Below are 13,334 nucleotides of genomic sequence, written 5' to 3'. Positions count from 1 at the left end.
CGTTCGAGCGGGAGGCACGCCGGTGAGTATCGCCGGGCCGCCTGAGGCACAGCGTAGAGACGGCCTGTCGATTAATTTCGTCGTCGAGGCTGAGCGCCCAGTTGGGTGAGGTCGTGGAGCGCGTCCGGGACGGTCGCCGATGGACGAACATCGGCCAGGTCGCGGACCCGACGACGCCGCTTTCGCTTTCAACTCGCTCGAGCGGGTAAAGGGGAAAACGATTATCCGCATCCGTCCATACGGCACCCCCGCACAGTCAATCAGCGAAAGGACATCCATGACCGACCAAGCCGAGCCAACGCGCTACGCCTTTGAGTACCCCGACGCCGCCGGATACCCCGACGGAATGGGCACCCTCAGTCAGGACCAGACCGGCCTCATCGATGAGGTAATCGATGATCCCCATGCCCCTGCGTTCGATTTCTACGTCGTCAACGACGAGAAAACCGGCATCTACGAGGCCATCGTCGGGGACACCGAAATCGCCGGCCTGCCCTACAACGTCGCTAGCGACGACCGACTTGTGCTGCTGGCCACCTCGGTGTTCCCCGAGTTCCGTAAACAGGGCATCGCCACCGAGCTGATCCGGCGTGTCCTCGAAGATGTGCGCGCACGAGGAAAAACGGTCACCATCATGTGCCCGATCGTACGCACCTTCATCGAGCACAACCCGCAGTACGCCGACCTCATCGACCCCAAGCACCCAGGAGTGATCAAAGGGTCACACCGATCCTAACCCCCCAACCTCCGGGCTTCGACGACAGAAAGTGTGACAGTGACGACCAACATCGAGACCGAGGAGACCAACCGTGAAGAGAGGAACGCCGCACTCATCGTTGCTCTGAAAAAGAAGGCTCGCAGTGAGGTGGGGTCCAGCTGGGAGCTCGATGTCATCAACGATACGGAGCGGGGCCGATGGATCGCTGCCCTCGGCGCCGAGGCCATCGGGGAGCTAACGTATCGGTTCGTGGGCGGCCGGGTCGTGTTGCTTTCAACCTGGGTCAACCATGCCTACCGCAACCATCGGGTAGCGACGGAACTTGTCGCTCGCGTGCTGGATGAGATCCGCGAGAGCGGGAAGAAGATCACCATCATCTGCCCGGTCGTGGGTGAGTTCATTGCCCGCAACCTGGAATACCTCGGTCTTATCGACAAGGTCCATCCTGGCTCCGGTGCCTATCCCCAGCGCGAACCCGCGGCCGGCCAGGACGACGATGAGCAAGTCACTGCGTTTGAGCATGACATGACCTAGCCGTCCGACACCCAGACCTGGGTCCAGGTATCCAACGAGTCCGGGGTTGTCAGCTGCGGACGAACATCGGCACCATGGCGCTCCCGGCGAAGTCGCTCCCGCCTTCAACCCGATCGAGCCAAAAAGCAAGACGGCAACCCGGGTTGGCCAGGGTGATGAAGACAACGAAGTTCCCCGTTAAGTCGAAGCGGAGTGAACGAGAAGTGTTAGAGAAGTGCCCAGATTTTCAAATTGAGAGGTCGAATGGTGCCAATCGCACATGGTTTTTTAAAGCGACATTTTCGTCCGGTGTGGTGGGCTTACGTCCTTTTGGGCCCCGCCTCGCGGGGTGATTACTTCGCACCGATCGTGCATTCGCACGACGACTTCGAGCAGGCCTCTGAAATGGACCTGGCCGGATTCGAAGTGGAGACCGACGCGCACGCGTACCGTTATGCGGTACGGCGGGACGATCTTCCGAAAGAACAGGTCTGAGACCGCCCCCGGCAGGGAGGGCAGGTGGCCATACCACCAACTTCCAGCTGACGGTCTCCGCAGCTGGTCGAGCAAGCATGGAAAGAAGGCTCGATGAGGCACAGGCGGAAGCCGAGAAGCAGGCATTGGAAACGGGCAAATTCGGAATATTGGTCACCCGTCACTCCTCCGAACGGTTCACGGTAGCGCTCAGCGATTCCGTCCCGTTTGGGCTGACACTGGAACGGCAACTGTGGCGATAAGTGTGTGCAGCTCGCGTTCGCCAGGTTCTCCCACCCACTGAGAAACTCGCTGCCACACATAAAGCATTTCCGGCCCTGTAATTAAGAGCGAGGCTTGAGCAAAGCATGACACAAGACAACAGAGAGGCAAACGAATGAAGGCGATAGTGGTAACGGATCAGGCCGCGGGCGCGGCCGGAATGAGGCTGCTGGAGCGTCCAGAGCCAGCGGCGGCGATCAACGACGTCATCGTTGAGATCCGGGCGTCGGGATACGTGCCGACTGAGGTGGAGTGGCCGTCTACCTGGACGGATCGGGCCGGACGTGACCGGGCGCCGTCGATCCTCGGACACGAACTGGCCGGAGTGGTCACCGCTCTTGGCTATGGCACGACAGGGCTTTCGGTGGGACAGCGGGTGTTCGGGATCTCGGACTGGCATCGTGACGGTACCCTCGCGGAGTATGTGGCGGTCGAGGCACGCAACCTGGCGCCGCTGCCCGGCGATGTCGACTTCCCGGTGGGCGCGAGCCTGCCGATCTCGGGCCTCACAGCGTGGCAGGGACTGTTCGTGCACGGCCGCCTTCAGGCCGGGCAGAGCGTCCTCGCGCACGGTGCGGCCGGCGCTGTCGGGACGATGGTCACACAACTCGCGCGCGAGGCTGGTGCCCACGTGATCGGCACCGGACGTGCCGCGGACCGTCAGAAGGCACTCGACTTCGGTTCGCACGAGTTCGTCGATCTCGACAATGACATCCTCGAAGACATCGGCGCAGTCGACCTGGTGTTCGACGTCATCGGCGGCGACATCCAGAAGCGGTCCGCAAGCCTGATCCGGGCCGGCGGAACGCTAGTGACCATCACCGGGCTGGCCGACGCGCGGCCCGCGGACGGGCTGGCAGTCGACTTCGTCGTCGAGTCCATTCCCGCCCAACTGACGGAGATCGCCCAACGGGTGCGGGACGGTCGGCTCCGGACGAACATCGGCAACGTCGCCACTCTCGACGACGCCATCGCCGCCCTCAACCCGACCGAGCGACGCAAGGGCAAGACGATCATCACCGTTCGTTCATAAGCACTCCGTACGCCCGACCGACGACCGACCTCGTCATCGTGTGCATCCCGCTCAATTGACGGAGATCGGCTAGCGGGTGGGGGATTGCGTACGAACCTCGGCAACGTCGCGACCCTCGCCGATGCCGTCGCCGCCCCCAACCCGACCAACCGGGACCCGCGGAAGACGTCATCCGAGTGCCGTAGGGCCATGGAGAGGCTCGACGGACCCTTTCGCTTTCGCAGCAAGCAATACGGACTGATAACCGAGCAAGAGAAGGAACAAGAAAATGAGCAATACCAAGCAGTCGGTCGAAGATCTGGAGATCCTCGAGCAGCTCAACCTCGACTACAACCAGTCGGACCAGGCCAGCGATGCTGCGCGCTTTCGCGAGCTGCTCGCCGACGATTTCATCGTGCAGACTCCAGGGGTCACCCGCGACCGCGACGAGTACCTCGAGTACATCGCGAAGCCCCGCCCCTTCAAGGATCTCGCTCTCATGGACGCCAAGATCCGCATCCTCGGCGACGTCGCCCTGATCCACGGCCGCGCCCGCTACACCATGATCGCCGACGGCTCTGTGCAGGAAGCCCTGTACACGGACGCGTACCAGAAGCGTGAGGGCACCTGGCTCTGTGTCTCGGCCTGCGCGATCGCTCCCGGGGCCTGACCTGCTGCGGCGCGGCTCGATGCACGACACGGCATCGGTGATTGACGAGGCCAGCCGGAGCTCCACCCTTCGGCTGGCCTTCATCTCCGCGGTGGTCTCCCTGCTGGCGGCGTTCGCCGCGGTGGGCTCGACGATCCCGCTGTTCAACATCTACCGGGCCGAGGACGGGTTCACCAACGCTGACATCTCGGCGACTGTCGCCGCCTACTCCGCCGCTACCCTCGCCACACTGCTGGTGCTGGGACGACTGTCCAACCATCTGGGCCGACGACCTACCTCGATGGCTAGCCTCGGTCTGCTGCTGTTTGGGTGTCTGCTGCTGTTGAACGTGCACGAGATCGACATCCTCATCACCGGTCGGCTTCTGATGGGCCTCGGCGCCGGGCTGGCCAGCAGCAGCCTCACCTCCTACATCGTCGACACCGCACCCTCCAGGCCGGCCTGGTTGGCCTCTGTCGCCTCCAGCCAGACAATCATGCTCGGCCTCGCCATCGGAGCCATCGTCTCCGGCGCCCTGGTCCAGTTCAGTCCCTGGCCACGCGGCCTCATTTACCTCGTCGTCATCGGCCTCCTACTCCTGTCAGTCGTACTCATCGCGATCAGCCCTGAGACGGTGACTCGAACGCCGGGTGCGTGGCGATCGCTGCGGCCCAGCGTCCGCGTACCGGTCAGGGTCAGGTATCTGTTGCCCGTCACGGCTGCAGTCCTCCTGCCTACGTGGGCGGTCGGCGCCTTCTACCAGGCGTTCGTGCCCGCGCTGGTCGAAAATCAACTCCACACCGCCAGTTCGCTCGTCCTCGGACTGGTGTTCGCCGCATACATGGGCTCCAGCGTTCTCGGCGCTCCCCTCGGCAGCCGATTCACGCCCGCGGCAGCCCAACGCTTTGGCGTGGTCGCCTTCCTGGCGGGGATGACCGGGATCATCACAGCAATAGCCACAGGCACACTGGTGCTGTTCATCGTCGCGACCATCGTCGCCGGCGCCGCTCAAGGCATCGCCATCAGCGCCGTCACCCGCGGTCTGTTAAACGGCAGCACCCTCGTCGACCGGGCACCAACCTTCAGCGTCATCTACCTCATCAGCTACAGCGGCGCCACGATCCCCGCCCTCATAGCCGGCCAACTCTCCAACACCTTCTCACTACCGCAGATCGCGGTCGGATACGGCGCACTTTCCCTCGTCGCCACCGCGTACACCGTCGTCGGCGCACGCAACCAGCCTGGACACCACGGGCAGCTGCCACGACGCTGACTAACCTGGAGGACGGCTGGCGCGGCCGATTGGAAGAACGCATGCTCGAAGACACGGCCAGCGAAATGCTCTACACCGGAACGCGATGGACGGATTCGAAGGCGAGGTCGAACTGAACCTACAGCTCGGCTCGCACCAATGGAGCTCAAGGACTGGTTCGTCGCTGATCAGATAAGCCCGCAACCTACGTATCAGCACTATCGAAACGCCGATAACCGGCCTTCCGTTAAGCGACCGTTCTATGGCGGGGGAGAGGTCGCGACGTCTTCCGAGTACGGCAGCGGGGCCTGAAAGGGCGTGCATGGACAAATTGGAGGCCGGGATGCGCGGTGGACAGGAGCCGATTCTGGAGGTTCGCGTGGAGCTGCTCGACAGCGAGCCTGAAATTTGGCGCCGGCTGGAGATCAGGGGCTCCATGGCCTTGGAGCAGGTACATCTGGTCCTGCAGACAGCCTTTGGCTGGGATGACTCACACCTACTCAGGTTCACGTGCGCTGATCCCTTTGCACGCCTGCGGCCCGTCAACGGCAAAATTCCGGAAGTCCTGCAGTGGCTTCCCGGGCAGGAGTGCGAAGACCCGGACGACAGGCCTGAGGAGGATTGCTCCCTGGATCAACTGGTCGCGTTGGGTGCGGGCGCAGCATTCTACGAGTACGACTTTGGCGACAGCTGGCTTCAACGGCTCGATCTGGTTTCCCGCTGTCCCTTCGACGAAGACTCTGCGCCGCAACCAACCGCCGCATGGTTCCGTAAATCCTAGGAAGGGCCGGCCATGGCGCCCGAGGCCGATATGCGTAGCGACAGTCCCAGACTACCCGTGCGTCGGTGATCTTCACTGGTTGCTTACTTACTTCAGGGCGCTGGAGCCGTGTTTTGCATCGGCGACGATGGCAACGCTGTCATGGGTCGTCCATTCCGCGTACTCCTTGCCGCCGCGCTGACCCGGCGCCGTTTCCGGGAGGATAGTCAGGCAGATGACGCTCACCAGGATCAGCGCTGAGACGTAGATTGCTACCCCCGTGATTGACCCTGCTCCTGCGGCGAGCAGGGCGGTGGCAATGACAGTGAACGGACCGCTGGCGATCATTGCACCGAACTGCCAGACGATCGAAACGCCGGTGTAACGGCCACGAACCGGGAAAAGCTCGGGGTAGAAGGAGGCCTGCGGAGCGTACGTTCCGGCGTGCCCCAGTGCGAGTCCTGCCACGAGGATGGCAACGATGGGAAGGGTGTCGCCGCTGCCGATGGCTGCGAAGGCCGGCCAAATGAGGACGAGGTTGAGGATCGCGGCGCCGAGGAAGACTTTCTTGCGTCCGATCTTGTCCGTCAGCCAGCCCCAGACCGGGATCATGGCCAGTTCCACGAGGATGGCGATGATGATGGCCTGCAGGACGAAGGCAGAGTCATTGCCGAGGTTTTTGGAGTACGCAACCAGGAAGACCGTGTAGAAGGGGAAGACTGCGGCTTCGACGAACTTGGAGCCGATGCCCAGGAAGACTTCGCGGCGGCTTTCACGGAAAACGACCTTGACAGGTGCCTGCTGGGACTTTGCGTTCTCCTTTACTTCCTTGAACTCCGCTGATTCGTCCACACGGAGCCGGATGTAGAGCCCCACCGCGACGACGACGATGCTCAGGAGGAAGGGTATCCGCCAGCCCCAGGCGAGGAACTGCTCTTCGGAGAGCTGGGTGGTCAGGTATGCAAAGAGCGCGGAGGGCACAAGGTAGGCAGCCGGTGAGCCCATTTGGACCAGGCTCGCGAAGAACCCGCGCCTGTTTGGCGGCGCGGCCTCCGCCGTCAACAGCACAGCGCCGCCCTGCTCACCGCCGACGCCGAACCCTTGGAGGAGCCTGACGACGACCAGGATGACTGCAGCCCACAGACCGATGGTTTCGTAGGTCGGCATGAGGCCGATTGCAAAGGTACCCAGGCCGGTAATAAGAAGTGTCCAGACGAGCGCCTTCTTACGGCCGATCCTGTCCCCGATGTGCCCCCATACAATCCCGCCGAGCGGCCGGGCGAAGAAACCAACGGCGTACGTAGAGAAGGCCGCGAGGGTGCCAAGCAGAGGATCAATATCCGGAAAGAAGATCTTGTTGAAAACGAGAGCTGACGCGGTTCCGTAAATGAAGAAGTCGTAATACTCAGCCATCGTCCCGATGAAGGAGGCACCCGCAGTTTTGCGGACCTTCTTCAAATCGTATGACGCCGGCGCGATGCTTGCGCTCATCAGTTGCTCCTTTGCAGGCGATGAAATGAAAGGGGAGATAAACGGTGGGAGGCCCGATTTAACCGTAGGGCGTTCCGCTGTCTAGCTACCATACAAGCACTACCATTCTAGTGTGTCAAGAGACTAGACTGGGCACATGGCAACCGATAAACGCGGCAACGGACAGGCGCCGCGTCTCTCTATCCGGGACCATACGCTGGAAACGCTTCGACGGCGCATCATCTCCCTGCAACTCCCTCCTGGCGAACCGCTCTCCGAGAACGAACTGGCCCAGGAGCTGGGTGTCAGCCGCACGCCGGTACGGGAAAGCCTCATACTGCTCCGGGAAGAAGGGCTCGTTCAGGTCTTCCCGCAGATCGGCTCGTTTGTTTCGCTCGTGGACCTGGGCAGGGTCTCCGAAGCCCAGTTTGTCCGTGAGGCAATAGAGTGTGCATCCGTGGCCGACGTTGTCGCGGATCCAGACGACATCGCCGGGCTTCGCGTCATTCTTCAAGGCCAATGGGATGCCGAGGCCGCAGAAGACATCGAACAGTTCTTCCGTCTCGACGAGGAGTTTCACCGCGAGCTGCTGCGGCTAGCGGGACACCAAGCAGCCTGGACGGCAGTTAACTCGGCCAAGGCGCACCTGGACCGGGCCCGACGCCTCAGCCTGATCGATACCACGCACATCGCGAGCCTGATTGATCAGCACACGGCTGTCGTAGACGCTCTCGCCAACGGAGACGGCGCCGCCGCAGACAGGTCACTGCGACTTCATCTGCGTGAAGTATTCAAAGACATCGAGCGCATTCAGGCTACTTCTCCCAAACTTTTCTCCGATGGCTCGTCACCACGTGCGTCGCGCAGAAGCATCGCACGTCTTGCCTAACTAAGGAATGTCCCACGGTGCGCTCGTGCGTGACCCGCAAACCAGGATCCCGACGGTCGGTGCTTGCCTGGGACGACGGAGCATGTCGTTGACTGCGGCGACGTAGAAATTCAGCTGCCCCAGGTGGTCTGGCTTAAATTTGCCGGCGTTCAGTTCCACCACAACGTACCTGTCGGACGGGACGTGGTAGAGCAATAAGTCAATGAAGAAATCGTCTCCGTCGACGTCGAGAGGGTACTGACGTCCGACGAATGCGAAGCCGGGCCCGAATTCTGCCAGCGTCTGGGCCATCCGCAGAGTCATGGCCTCTTCCATGGCGTGTTCCTGAGCTTCTTCGGTCAGGCCGAGGAAGTCCAGCACGAGTGGGTCCTTGGCGACCGCCCGTGCCAGGTCAGTGCCTTCGCCCGGAAGCCGCGCCTCAAGGTTGTTGGGTGCGGCGCCGGCGCGGGCGTGCAGGCTGGTGCGGATTTGGTGCTCCAACACAGCCACGGACCAGCCATGTTGGACGGCTTTTGAAGCGTACCAGCGGCGCAGCTCGTGGTCGTCCAGCTTGTTCAGAAGGCAGGATGGATTGAGCTGTTACGGCGTGACGCCGCTGGCGGTCACGCCGTCGTGGCCGGTCTGGCCGAGGGCCGGTCTCTCTGCCTGATCAGAGGCGCTTGGCGCGCTTCTCGAGGAACGACTCAAGGGCAATAACGTTGTTCTGGTTCGGCAGGATCAGCCACGCCGCCAGGTACAGCACAACGGCTGGCCCCGGCAGGAGGCAGAAGAGGAGGAACCCGATCCGGACATACGCGACGTCCACGTTCAGCTTTTCGGCAATTCCGCCGCAGACTCCACCGAGCCACCGCTGCGGACCGCGCCTCAGGCCGAGACCCCTGACAATGCTGTAAAACTTTTCCATGGTTCAAGACTTCCCGGTTGTGGGGCTATTGTCACGTCGGCGGGCCGAAAGCAGGCCGCCGATCACCAACGCCGCGCCGGCGCCGATCATGAGGCCGATCACCACATAGGTCCCGTTCAGGGCCACCAGTCCCAGTTGGGAAATGATGATCAGCACAGCCAGCGCGAGGACCACGAGCCCCCAGACGATGGTGCCGACGCGTGCCGTTACCGGGACGGGCTCGCCATCATCGGTGCGGTGCGGCTCGGCAGTAGCCGGCCCTGCAGCGTGCGGCCCGGTCGCCGTCGGCTCGCGTGTCCGGGCGGATCCCGGTGTCCGGGAGGTTTCCGGTGCTTTGGAGGGCTCGGGCGCCTTGGAGGGTTCGGGTGACCGTGAGGATTCCGGTGCTGGATCGAAGCTGCTCATGTCAGTTTCCTTCCTGGATGGTGACGTTGCTGACGGTTCCGTCGATCTGCACGATCAGCCGGGCGCCGGGCTTGTCGGTGTTGTAGCTGCTCTGCCTGGACGTGATGCCGCCCCGCTGGTTCGCACCCTCATTGAGGTTGCCCAGGGTCATGTCCGCCTGGACGTCCACCGGCACCGTGGCGGGGAGGACGATGGTGACGTTGCTGGCGGTGACCTCCATCGGGATGACGACGTCGGCGGGCAGGGGTGCGGTTAGCTTCAGGCCGGTCAGGTCAACGGTTCCGCGGCCTCCGGTGATCTGGAAGCCTTCGCGTGCCTGCTCGATGCTGGTGGGGCTCCAGTCCGCGTTCTGGAAGCGGAAGCGGTCTCCATTGGGCACCGCGTTGAAGACTCCGCCGATGATCAGGGCGACGACTGCGAAGAAGCCGAGGACTCCCGAGCTCCGGCCGCGGAGGCCTGCCAGCAGGATTCCGAGGCCCAGGACGGCGGCGCCGCTGGCCCAGACCACAGCGTTGGCGGAGCTGCCCAAATCAATCACGTTGCCGGCGTCGAGCGCCTTGAGGGAGCCGCCCACCAGCAGGGCGAGGCCTGCGGTGATCGCCACGGCAGGGGCACTGGGGCCGCCCGGCTTCGATTTCGGCGCCGGAACGGGAACGGGCACCGGGGCGGGTCCACGGGGCGGAACGCTGCCGAAGCCGCCGGCCGACCCATACGGAGTGTTAGGCGCATACGGGGCATTGGGTGCGTACGGCGGGTTGGGGCCCGACGCCGGGCCGTGGCCGTACGGCGTTGTCCCGGCTTGGGTTGATGCGTCCTGCATGCCGGCAGGCGTGCCGTCGGCGAAGGCGTCCGCCGAGCCGGCGCCGGGGGTTGCCTTCGAGGCGGTGTATCCGTAGGCGGGCTGGCTGCCCGCCTGGGCGTTGTTCACGGGAGCTCCAATGCGGTTCTTGTTGCGCTGGGTCAGGAAGTAGACGAGGTAAATGAGCCCGCCGATCCAGAACAGGGCCCAGAGGAAGCCGAAGCCGCCGCCGTCGTGCCCCCAGGCCGAGAAGCCGCCGCCCATGCCGGTAAAACCGAGGAGCGTGGCGACCAGGGCGCCTGTCATGCCGGTGCTCCAGCGGCCGGCCCCTGCTTCCTGGGTGTGGATCCGGCCGTCAGGCTCCGGGAGGAGCGCCCAGCCGAGGCCATAGAGCAGGACACCGATGCCCGCGAAGAGCGTCAGCACGATGAAGATGCCCCGCACGATCACCGGGTCGATGCCCATCCGCTCGGCGATGCCGCTTGAAACGCCGCCGATCCAGCGGTCGCGTCCGCGGTAGATGCCGTGGCTGCGGATCCAGTCGAAGAAGTTCTGTTGCTGGGCCGGCCGTCCGTATCCCGTGCCGAACGCTGGGGCACCCTGTCCACCGGGACCACCAGGCAGATCATGGGAGCTGTAGAGCGGCGGGGAAAGCAGCGGCTCGGTCCGTGGTTCGGTGTTCGGGCCAGGGGCGGGCTCACCCGGCGAAGTCTGGGGGCCGGGCGTGGGCGTGGCCTGCGGGTCAGCGGGACGATCAGCCTGAGACTCCGGCTGGGATCCTTCGCGGGGGACCGGCTGGTCGTCGGACGGGTTGGCGGACTGTTGCCCGTCAGCGGGACTGGGGTTTGGCGAGTTCATACTTCGATCCTGCCGTTTCGGGGTCTCCGCCTCTATTGGGGAGGACCCTGAGCCGTCCCTGACTTACCCCTGGTCCGGGCTGGAAAGCGGTCCCCGGAACCCTGATCCGTGTTTGGATTGATGCATGACCACCGTTCCTGTCCGCCCGCCGCTGGTCCGCAGCAGCGACCGCCTGATCGCCGGAGTCTGCGCCGGGCTCGCGGCGCATCTGGGCTGGCCGGTGCGGATGGTGCGGATCGGCATGGTCGTGGCGGCGCTCGCAGGCGGAGCGGGTCTGGTGTTCTATGCGTGGCTCTGGATCATGGTCCCCACGGCAGATGAAGCGGCCCGGCGGGACGCCAGGCGCCCGGCGTCCCCCATTGCGCCTGCGGTGAGCGCCCCCACGGAGCCTTCGGCCGCCGTCGGCCCTTCCTTTTCCGGCGGCACTTACCCGCATTCGTACTCACCGTACGCCTATCCTGCCGGCGTCGATATGAATGGCGGTGACACCAGCGCTGCCCGTCCCGCCGCTTCCGGGATGTACGACGCCGGGACCTCCTTCCAGCTTCCTGCGGCTCCCGCGGCACCCGGCTCTGCTGTGCCGGGTGCCGCTGCTCCGCAAGCCGGAGCCTGGTTCCGGGTACAAAGAGTGCGCTACGGCAAGGAGATCCTGCTCGGTTCCGGGCTGCTGCTTGTGGCGGGGATCCTGATCGCCCGGCAGCTCGGTGCCGAGGTCCCGCTGGGGACTCTGATCCCGGCCGCCGCCATCCTCGGCGGGGCCGCCATCGCATGGATGCAGCTCGACGAAACGCGCCGGGCGGGCGTGGTGAATAAAACCAAGGCGGACCAGGCCGGCGGTTGGGCACGGCTTGCCGCCGGGCTGGCGCTCGTGGTGGCAGGCGTGCTGGTGATGGTGTCCGGCTCCGGCTCGTGGGAGCAGACCGGGCTGGCGCTGCTGGCGTCCGTCGCGGTGCTGGGCGGAGTGGCCCTGGTGCTGCTTCCCTGGGGCCTGAAATTCTGGCGCGACCTTGAGACTGAACGGGCTGGTCGGGTGCGCGAGACCGAGCGGGCGGAGATCGCCGCGCACCTGCATGACTCGGTGCTGCAGACCCTGGCGCTGATCCAGCGCCGGGCAGGCAACGAGCATGACGTCGTGCGTCTGGCCCGCGCGCAGGAACGGGAACTCCGCGGCTGGCTCTTCAAGGATCCGGCCAAGGACGCCGGCCAGCTGTCCGACCGGATCAAGTCGGCTGCCGCCGAGGTCGAGGACGGCCTCGGCAACGCGGTGGATGTCGTGAGCGTGGGCGACACAGCGATGACCGACCGGCACGAGGCACTGGTCCAGGCCAGCCGCGAAGCCATGCTGAACGCTTCCCGGCACGGCGGCGGACCTGTCTCCGTCTACGTTGAGGTATCCGATGGCGGGGTGGACGTTTTCGTCAAGGACCGCGGCTCGGGATTCGATCTCCAGTCCGTCCCGGAAGACAGGCTGGGCGTCCGGGAGTCAATCATCGGCCGCATGAAACGGCACGGCGGAACCGCCGAGATCAACAGCAGCGCGGACGGCACGGAGGTTCGCCTGAAGCTGCCGGCCGCCGTCGCGGAGAACGGGGAAGGCAAATCATGAGCACGCGGGCATTGGACGGAACAGCAGGGGCGCAGCAGGAGACCGTCAGGGTGGTGATCGTGGACGACCACGCGATCTTCCGGTCGGGCCTCAAAGCCGATCTGGATCCGCGGGTCACGGTCGTGGGGGAGGCCGGGACAGTGGACCAGGCCATCGAGGTCATCGCCCGGACCAGGCCGGACGTGGTGCTGCTCGACGTGCACCTGCCCGGCGGCCTGGGCGGCGGCGGGCGGGAGGTCATTGCCGGCTGCGCCGCGCTGCTGGGGACAACCAAGTTCCTGGCGCTCAGCGTGTCCGACGCTGCAGAGGACGTTGTGGCCGTGATCCGCGCCGGCGCCCGGGGCTACGTGACGAAGACGATTTCCGGGGCCGAGATCACGGACGCAGTCTTCCGGGTGGCGGGCGGCGACGCCGTATTTTCGCCGCGGCTCGCAGGCTTCGTGCTGGACGCGTTCGGCACGGCCCCCGCCGACGTCGCCGACGACGAACTGGACAAGCTCTCGGCGCGGGAGCTCGAGGTCATGAGGCTTATCGCGCGCGGCTACAGCTACAAGGAAGTGGCCAAGGAACTGTTCATCTCCATCAAGACGGTGGAAACGCACGTATCGGCGGTCCTGAGAAAGCTGCAGCTCTCCAGCCGCCACGAGCTGACCAAGTGGGCCGCGGAACGCCGGCTCCTCTAGCCCAGGCAACCCTCCCGCACTTCCGGCCGCCCAAACTTGGGACGCTCCCTCACTTCCTGC

15 protein-coding genes are annotated in these 13,334 nt (G+C 64.6%); 10 read left to right on the top strand and 5 right to left on the bottom strand.

Features of this window, described 5'->3' with window-relative positions; all coding sequences use genetic code 11:
- Positions 1–277 precede the first annotated feature (277 nt).
- The 7 genes from J7E80_RS10345 to J7E80_RS10315 all read left to right on the top strand — a co-directional run bounded on the left by J7E80_RS10345 (position 278) and on the right by J7E80_RS10315 (position 5,681).
- Positions 278–736: a GNAT family N-acetyltransferase gene (locus tag J7E80_RS10345; RefSeq protein ID WP_215051360.1), complete on the top strand. Its 459-nt coding sequence runs from the start codon at positions 278–280 to the stop codon at positions 734–736.
- A gap of 39 nt (positions 737–775) precedes the next feature.
- Entirely contained in the window at positions 776–1,252 is a 477-nt protein-coding gene (locus J7E80_RS10340) for a GNAT family N-acetyltransferase (protein WP_215051359.1), read from the top strand.
- A 243-nt stretch (positions 1,253–1,495) separates the two neighbouring features.
- Positions 1,496–1,726 carry a hypothetical protein gene (locus J7E80_RS10335; RefSeq protein ID WP_251036705.1) on the top strand — a complete coding sequence of 77 codons (231 nt, stop codon included), beginning with the start codon at positions 1,496–1,498 and terminating at the stop codon, positions 1,724–1,726.
- Between the two features lie 376 nt (positions 1,727–2,102).
- Positions 2,103–3,020, top strand: coding sequence for an NADP-dependent oxidoreductase (locus tag J7E80_RS10330; protein WP_215051358.1), 918 nt, complete (start codon positions 2,103–2,105; stop codon positions 3,018–3,020).
- A gap of 268 nt (positions 3,021–3,288) precedes the next feature.
- Positions 3,289–3,669 (top strand): nuclear transport factor 2 family protein, encoded by a 381-nt coding sequence (locus tag J7E80_RS10325; RefSeq protein WP_215051357.1) that lies wholly within the window; start codon positions 3,289–3,291, stop codon positions 3,667–3,669.
- Between the two features lie 19 nt (positions 3,670–3,688).
- A complete protein-coding gene (locus J7E80_RS10320) occupies positions 3,689–4,921 on the top strand; it encodes an MFS transporter (protein ID WP_215051356.1) in 1,233 nt (410 codons plus the stop codon).
- 301 nt (positions 4,922–5,222) lie between these two features.
- Positions 5,223–5,681, top strand: coding sequence for a plasmid pRiA4b ORF-3 family protein (locus J7E80_RS10315; protein WP_215051355.1), 459 nt, complete (start codon positions 5,223–5,225; stop codon positions 5,679–5,681).
- 87 nt (positions 5,682–5,768) lie between these two features.
- On the opposite strand, the gene J7E80_RS10310 is transcribed toward J7E80_RS10315, so the two are convergent.
- Positions 5,769–7,151, bottom strand: coding sequence for an MFS transporter (locus J7E80_RS10310; RefSeq protein ID WP_215051354.1), 1,383 nt, complete (start codon positions 7,149–7,151; stop codon positions 5,769–5,771).
- Positions 7,152–7,287: 136 nt separating this feature from the next.
- Between J7E80_RS10310 and J7E80_RS10305 the strand changes: the two genes are divergently transcribed.
- Positions 7,288–8,019, top strand: a complete 732-nt coding sequence (locus J7E80_RS10305; RefSeq protein ID WP_215051353.1) for a GntR family transcriptional regulator — start codon at positions 7,288–7,290, stop codon at positions 8,017–8,019.
- Here the strand turns inward: J7E80_RS10305 and J7E80_RS10300 are convergent, their stop codons facing one another.
- The 4 genes from J7E80_RS10300 to J7E80_RS10285 form a co-directional block, all read right to left on the bottom strand.
- A complete protein-coding gene (locus tag J7E80_RS10300) occupies positions 8,020–8,508 on the bottom strand; it encodes a PDDEXK nuclease domain-containing protein (RefSeq protein ID WP_311380798.1) in 489 nt (162 codons plus the stop codon).
- Positions 8,509–8,668: 160 nt separating this feature from the next.
- The gene (locus tag J7E80_RS10295) at positions 8,669–8,923 is read right to left on the bottom strand and encodes a PspC domain-containing protein (protein WP_215051352.1); all 255 of its coding nucleotides are present in this window, start codon (positions 8,921–8,923) and stop codon (positions 8,669–8,671) included.
- A gap of 3 nt (positions 8,924–8,926) precedes the next feature.
- The gene (locus tag J7E80_RS23775; protein ID WP_251036704.1) at positions 8,927–9,328 is read right to left on the bottom strand and encodes a hypothetical protein; all 402 of its coding nucleotides are present in this window, start codon (positions 9,326–9,328) and stop codon (positions 8,927–8,929) included.
- A gap of 1 nt (position 9,329) precedes the next feature.
- Positions 9,330–10,985 carry a PspC domain-containing protein gene (locus J7E80_RS10285; protein WP_215051351.1) on the bottom strand — a complete coding sequence of 552 codons (1,656 nt, stop codon included), beginning with the start codon at positions 10,983–10,985 and terminating at the stop codon, positions 9,330–9,332.
- A gap of 124 nt (positions 10,986–11,109) precedes the next feature.
- On the opposite strand from J7E80_RS10285, the gene J7E80_RS10280 reads away from it, so the two are divergent.
- Both J7E80_RS10280 and J7E80_RS10275 read left to right on the top strand, forming a co-directional pair.
- Entirely contained in the window at positions 11,110–12,591 is a 1,482-nt protein-coding gene (locus J7E80_RS10280; RefSeq protein ID WP_215051350.1) for an ATP-binding protein, read from the top strand.
- Positions 12,588–13,274 carry a response regulator transcription factor gene (locus J7E80_RS10275; RefSeq protein WP_215051349.1) on the top strand — a complete coding sequence of 229 codons (687 nt, stop codon included), beginning with the start codon at positions 12,588–12,590 and terminating at the stop codon, positions 13,272–13,274. The genes J7E80_RS10280 and J7E80_RS10275 overlap by 4 nt, the downstream gene beginning before the upstream one ends.
- The last annotated feature ends 60 nt before the right edge of the window (positions 13,275–13,334 follow it).

The sequence above is a fragment of the Arthrobacter sp. ISL-28 genome (genome assembly GCF_018613875.1).
Lineage (GTDB): Bacteria > Actinomycetota > Actinomycetes > Actinomycetales > Micrococcaceae > Arthrobacter.
Note: the sequence above shows the minus strand (reverse complement) of the source record. Positions and strands in the feature narration are given on the sequence as shown.

What these genes read in the sequence shown, in the direction of transcription:
- J7E80_RS10295 (WP_215051352.1), bottom strand. Translation starts at nt 8,923, where the DNA reads ATGGAAAAGTTTTACAGCATTGTCAGGGGTCTCGGCCTGAGGCGCGGT.
- J7E80_RS10320 (WP_215051356.1), top strand. Translation starts at nt 3,689, where the DNA reads ATGCACGACACGGCATCGGTGATTGACGAGGCCAGCCGGAGCTCCACC.
- J7E80_RS10330 (WP_215051358.1), top strand. Translation starts at nt 2,103, where the DNA reads ATGAAGGCGATAGTGGTAACGGATCAGGCCGCGGGCGCGGCCGGAATG.
- J7E80_RS10275 (WP_215051349.1), top strand. Translation starts at nt 12,588, where the DNA reads ATGAGCACGCGGGCATTGGACGGAACAGCAGGGGCGCAGCAGGAGACC.
- J7E80_RS10315 (WP_215051355.1), top strand. Translation starts at nt 5,223, where the DNA reads ATGGACAAATTGGAGGCCGGGATGCGCGGTGGACAGGAGCCGATTCTG.
- J7E80_RS10305 (WP_215051353.1), top strand. Translation starts at nt 7,288, where the DNA reads ATGGCAACCGATAAACGCGGCAACGGACAGGCGCCGCGTCTCTCTATC.
- J7E80_RS10325 (WP_215051357.1), top strand. Translation starts at nt 3,289, where the DNA reads ATGAGCAATACCAAGCAGTCGGTCGAAGATCTGGAGATCCTCGAGCAG.
- J7E80_RS10345 (WP_215051360.1), top strand. Translation starts at nt 278, where the DNA reads ATGACCGACCAAGCCGAGCCAACGCGCTACGCCTTTGAGTACCCCGAC.
- J7E80_RS10310 (WP_215051354.1), bottom strand. Translation starts at nt 7,151, where the DNA reads ATGAGCGCAAGCATCGCGCCGGCGTCATACGATTTGAAGAAGGTCCGC.
- J7E80_RS23775 (WP_251036704.1), bottom strand. Translation starts at nt 9,328, where the DNA reads ATGAGCAGCTTCGATCCAGCACCGGAATCCTCACGGTCACCCGAACCC.
- J7E80_RS10285 (WP_215051351.1), bottom strand. Translation starts at nt 10,985, where the DNA reads ATGAACTCGCCAAACCCCAGTCCCGCTGACGGGCAACAGTCCGCCAAC.
- J7E80_RS10335 (WP_251036705.1), top strand. Translation starts at nt 1,496, where the DNA reads ATGGTGCCAATCGCACATGGTTTTTTAAAGCGACATTTTCGTCCGGTG.
- J7E80_RS10280 (WP_215051350.1), top strand. Translation starts at nt 11,110, where the DNA reads ATGACCACCGTTCCTGTCCGCCCGCCGCTGGTCCGCAGCAGCGACCGC.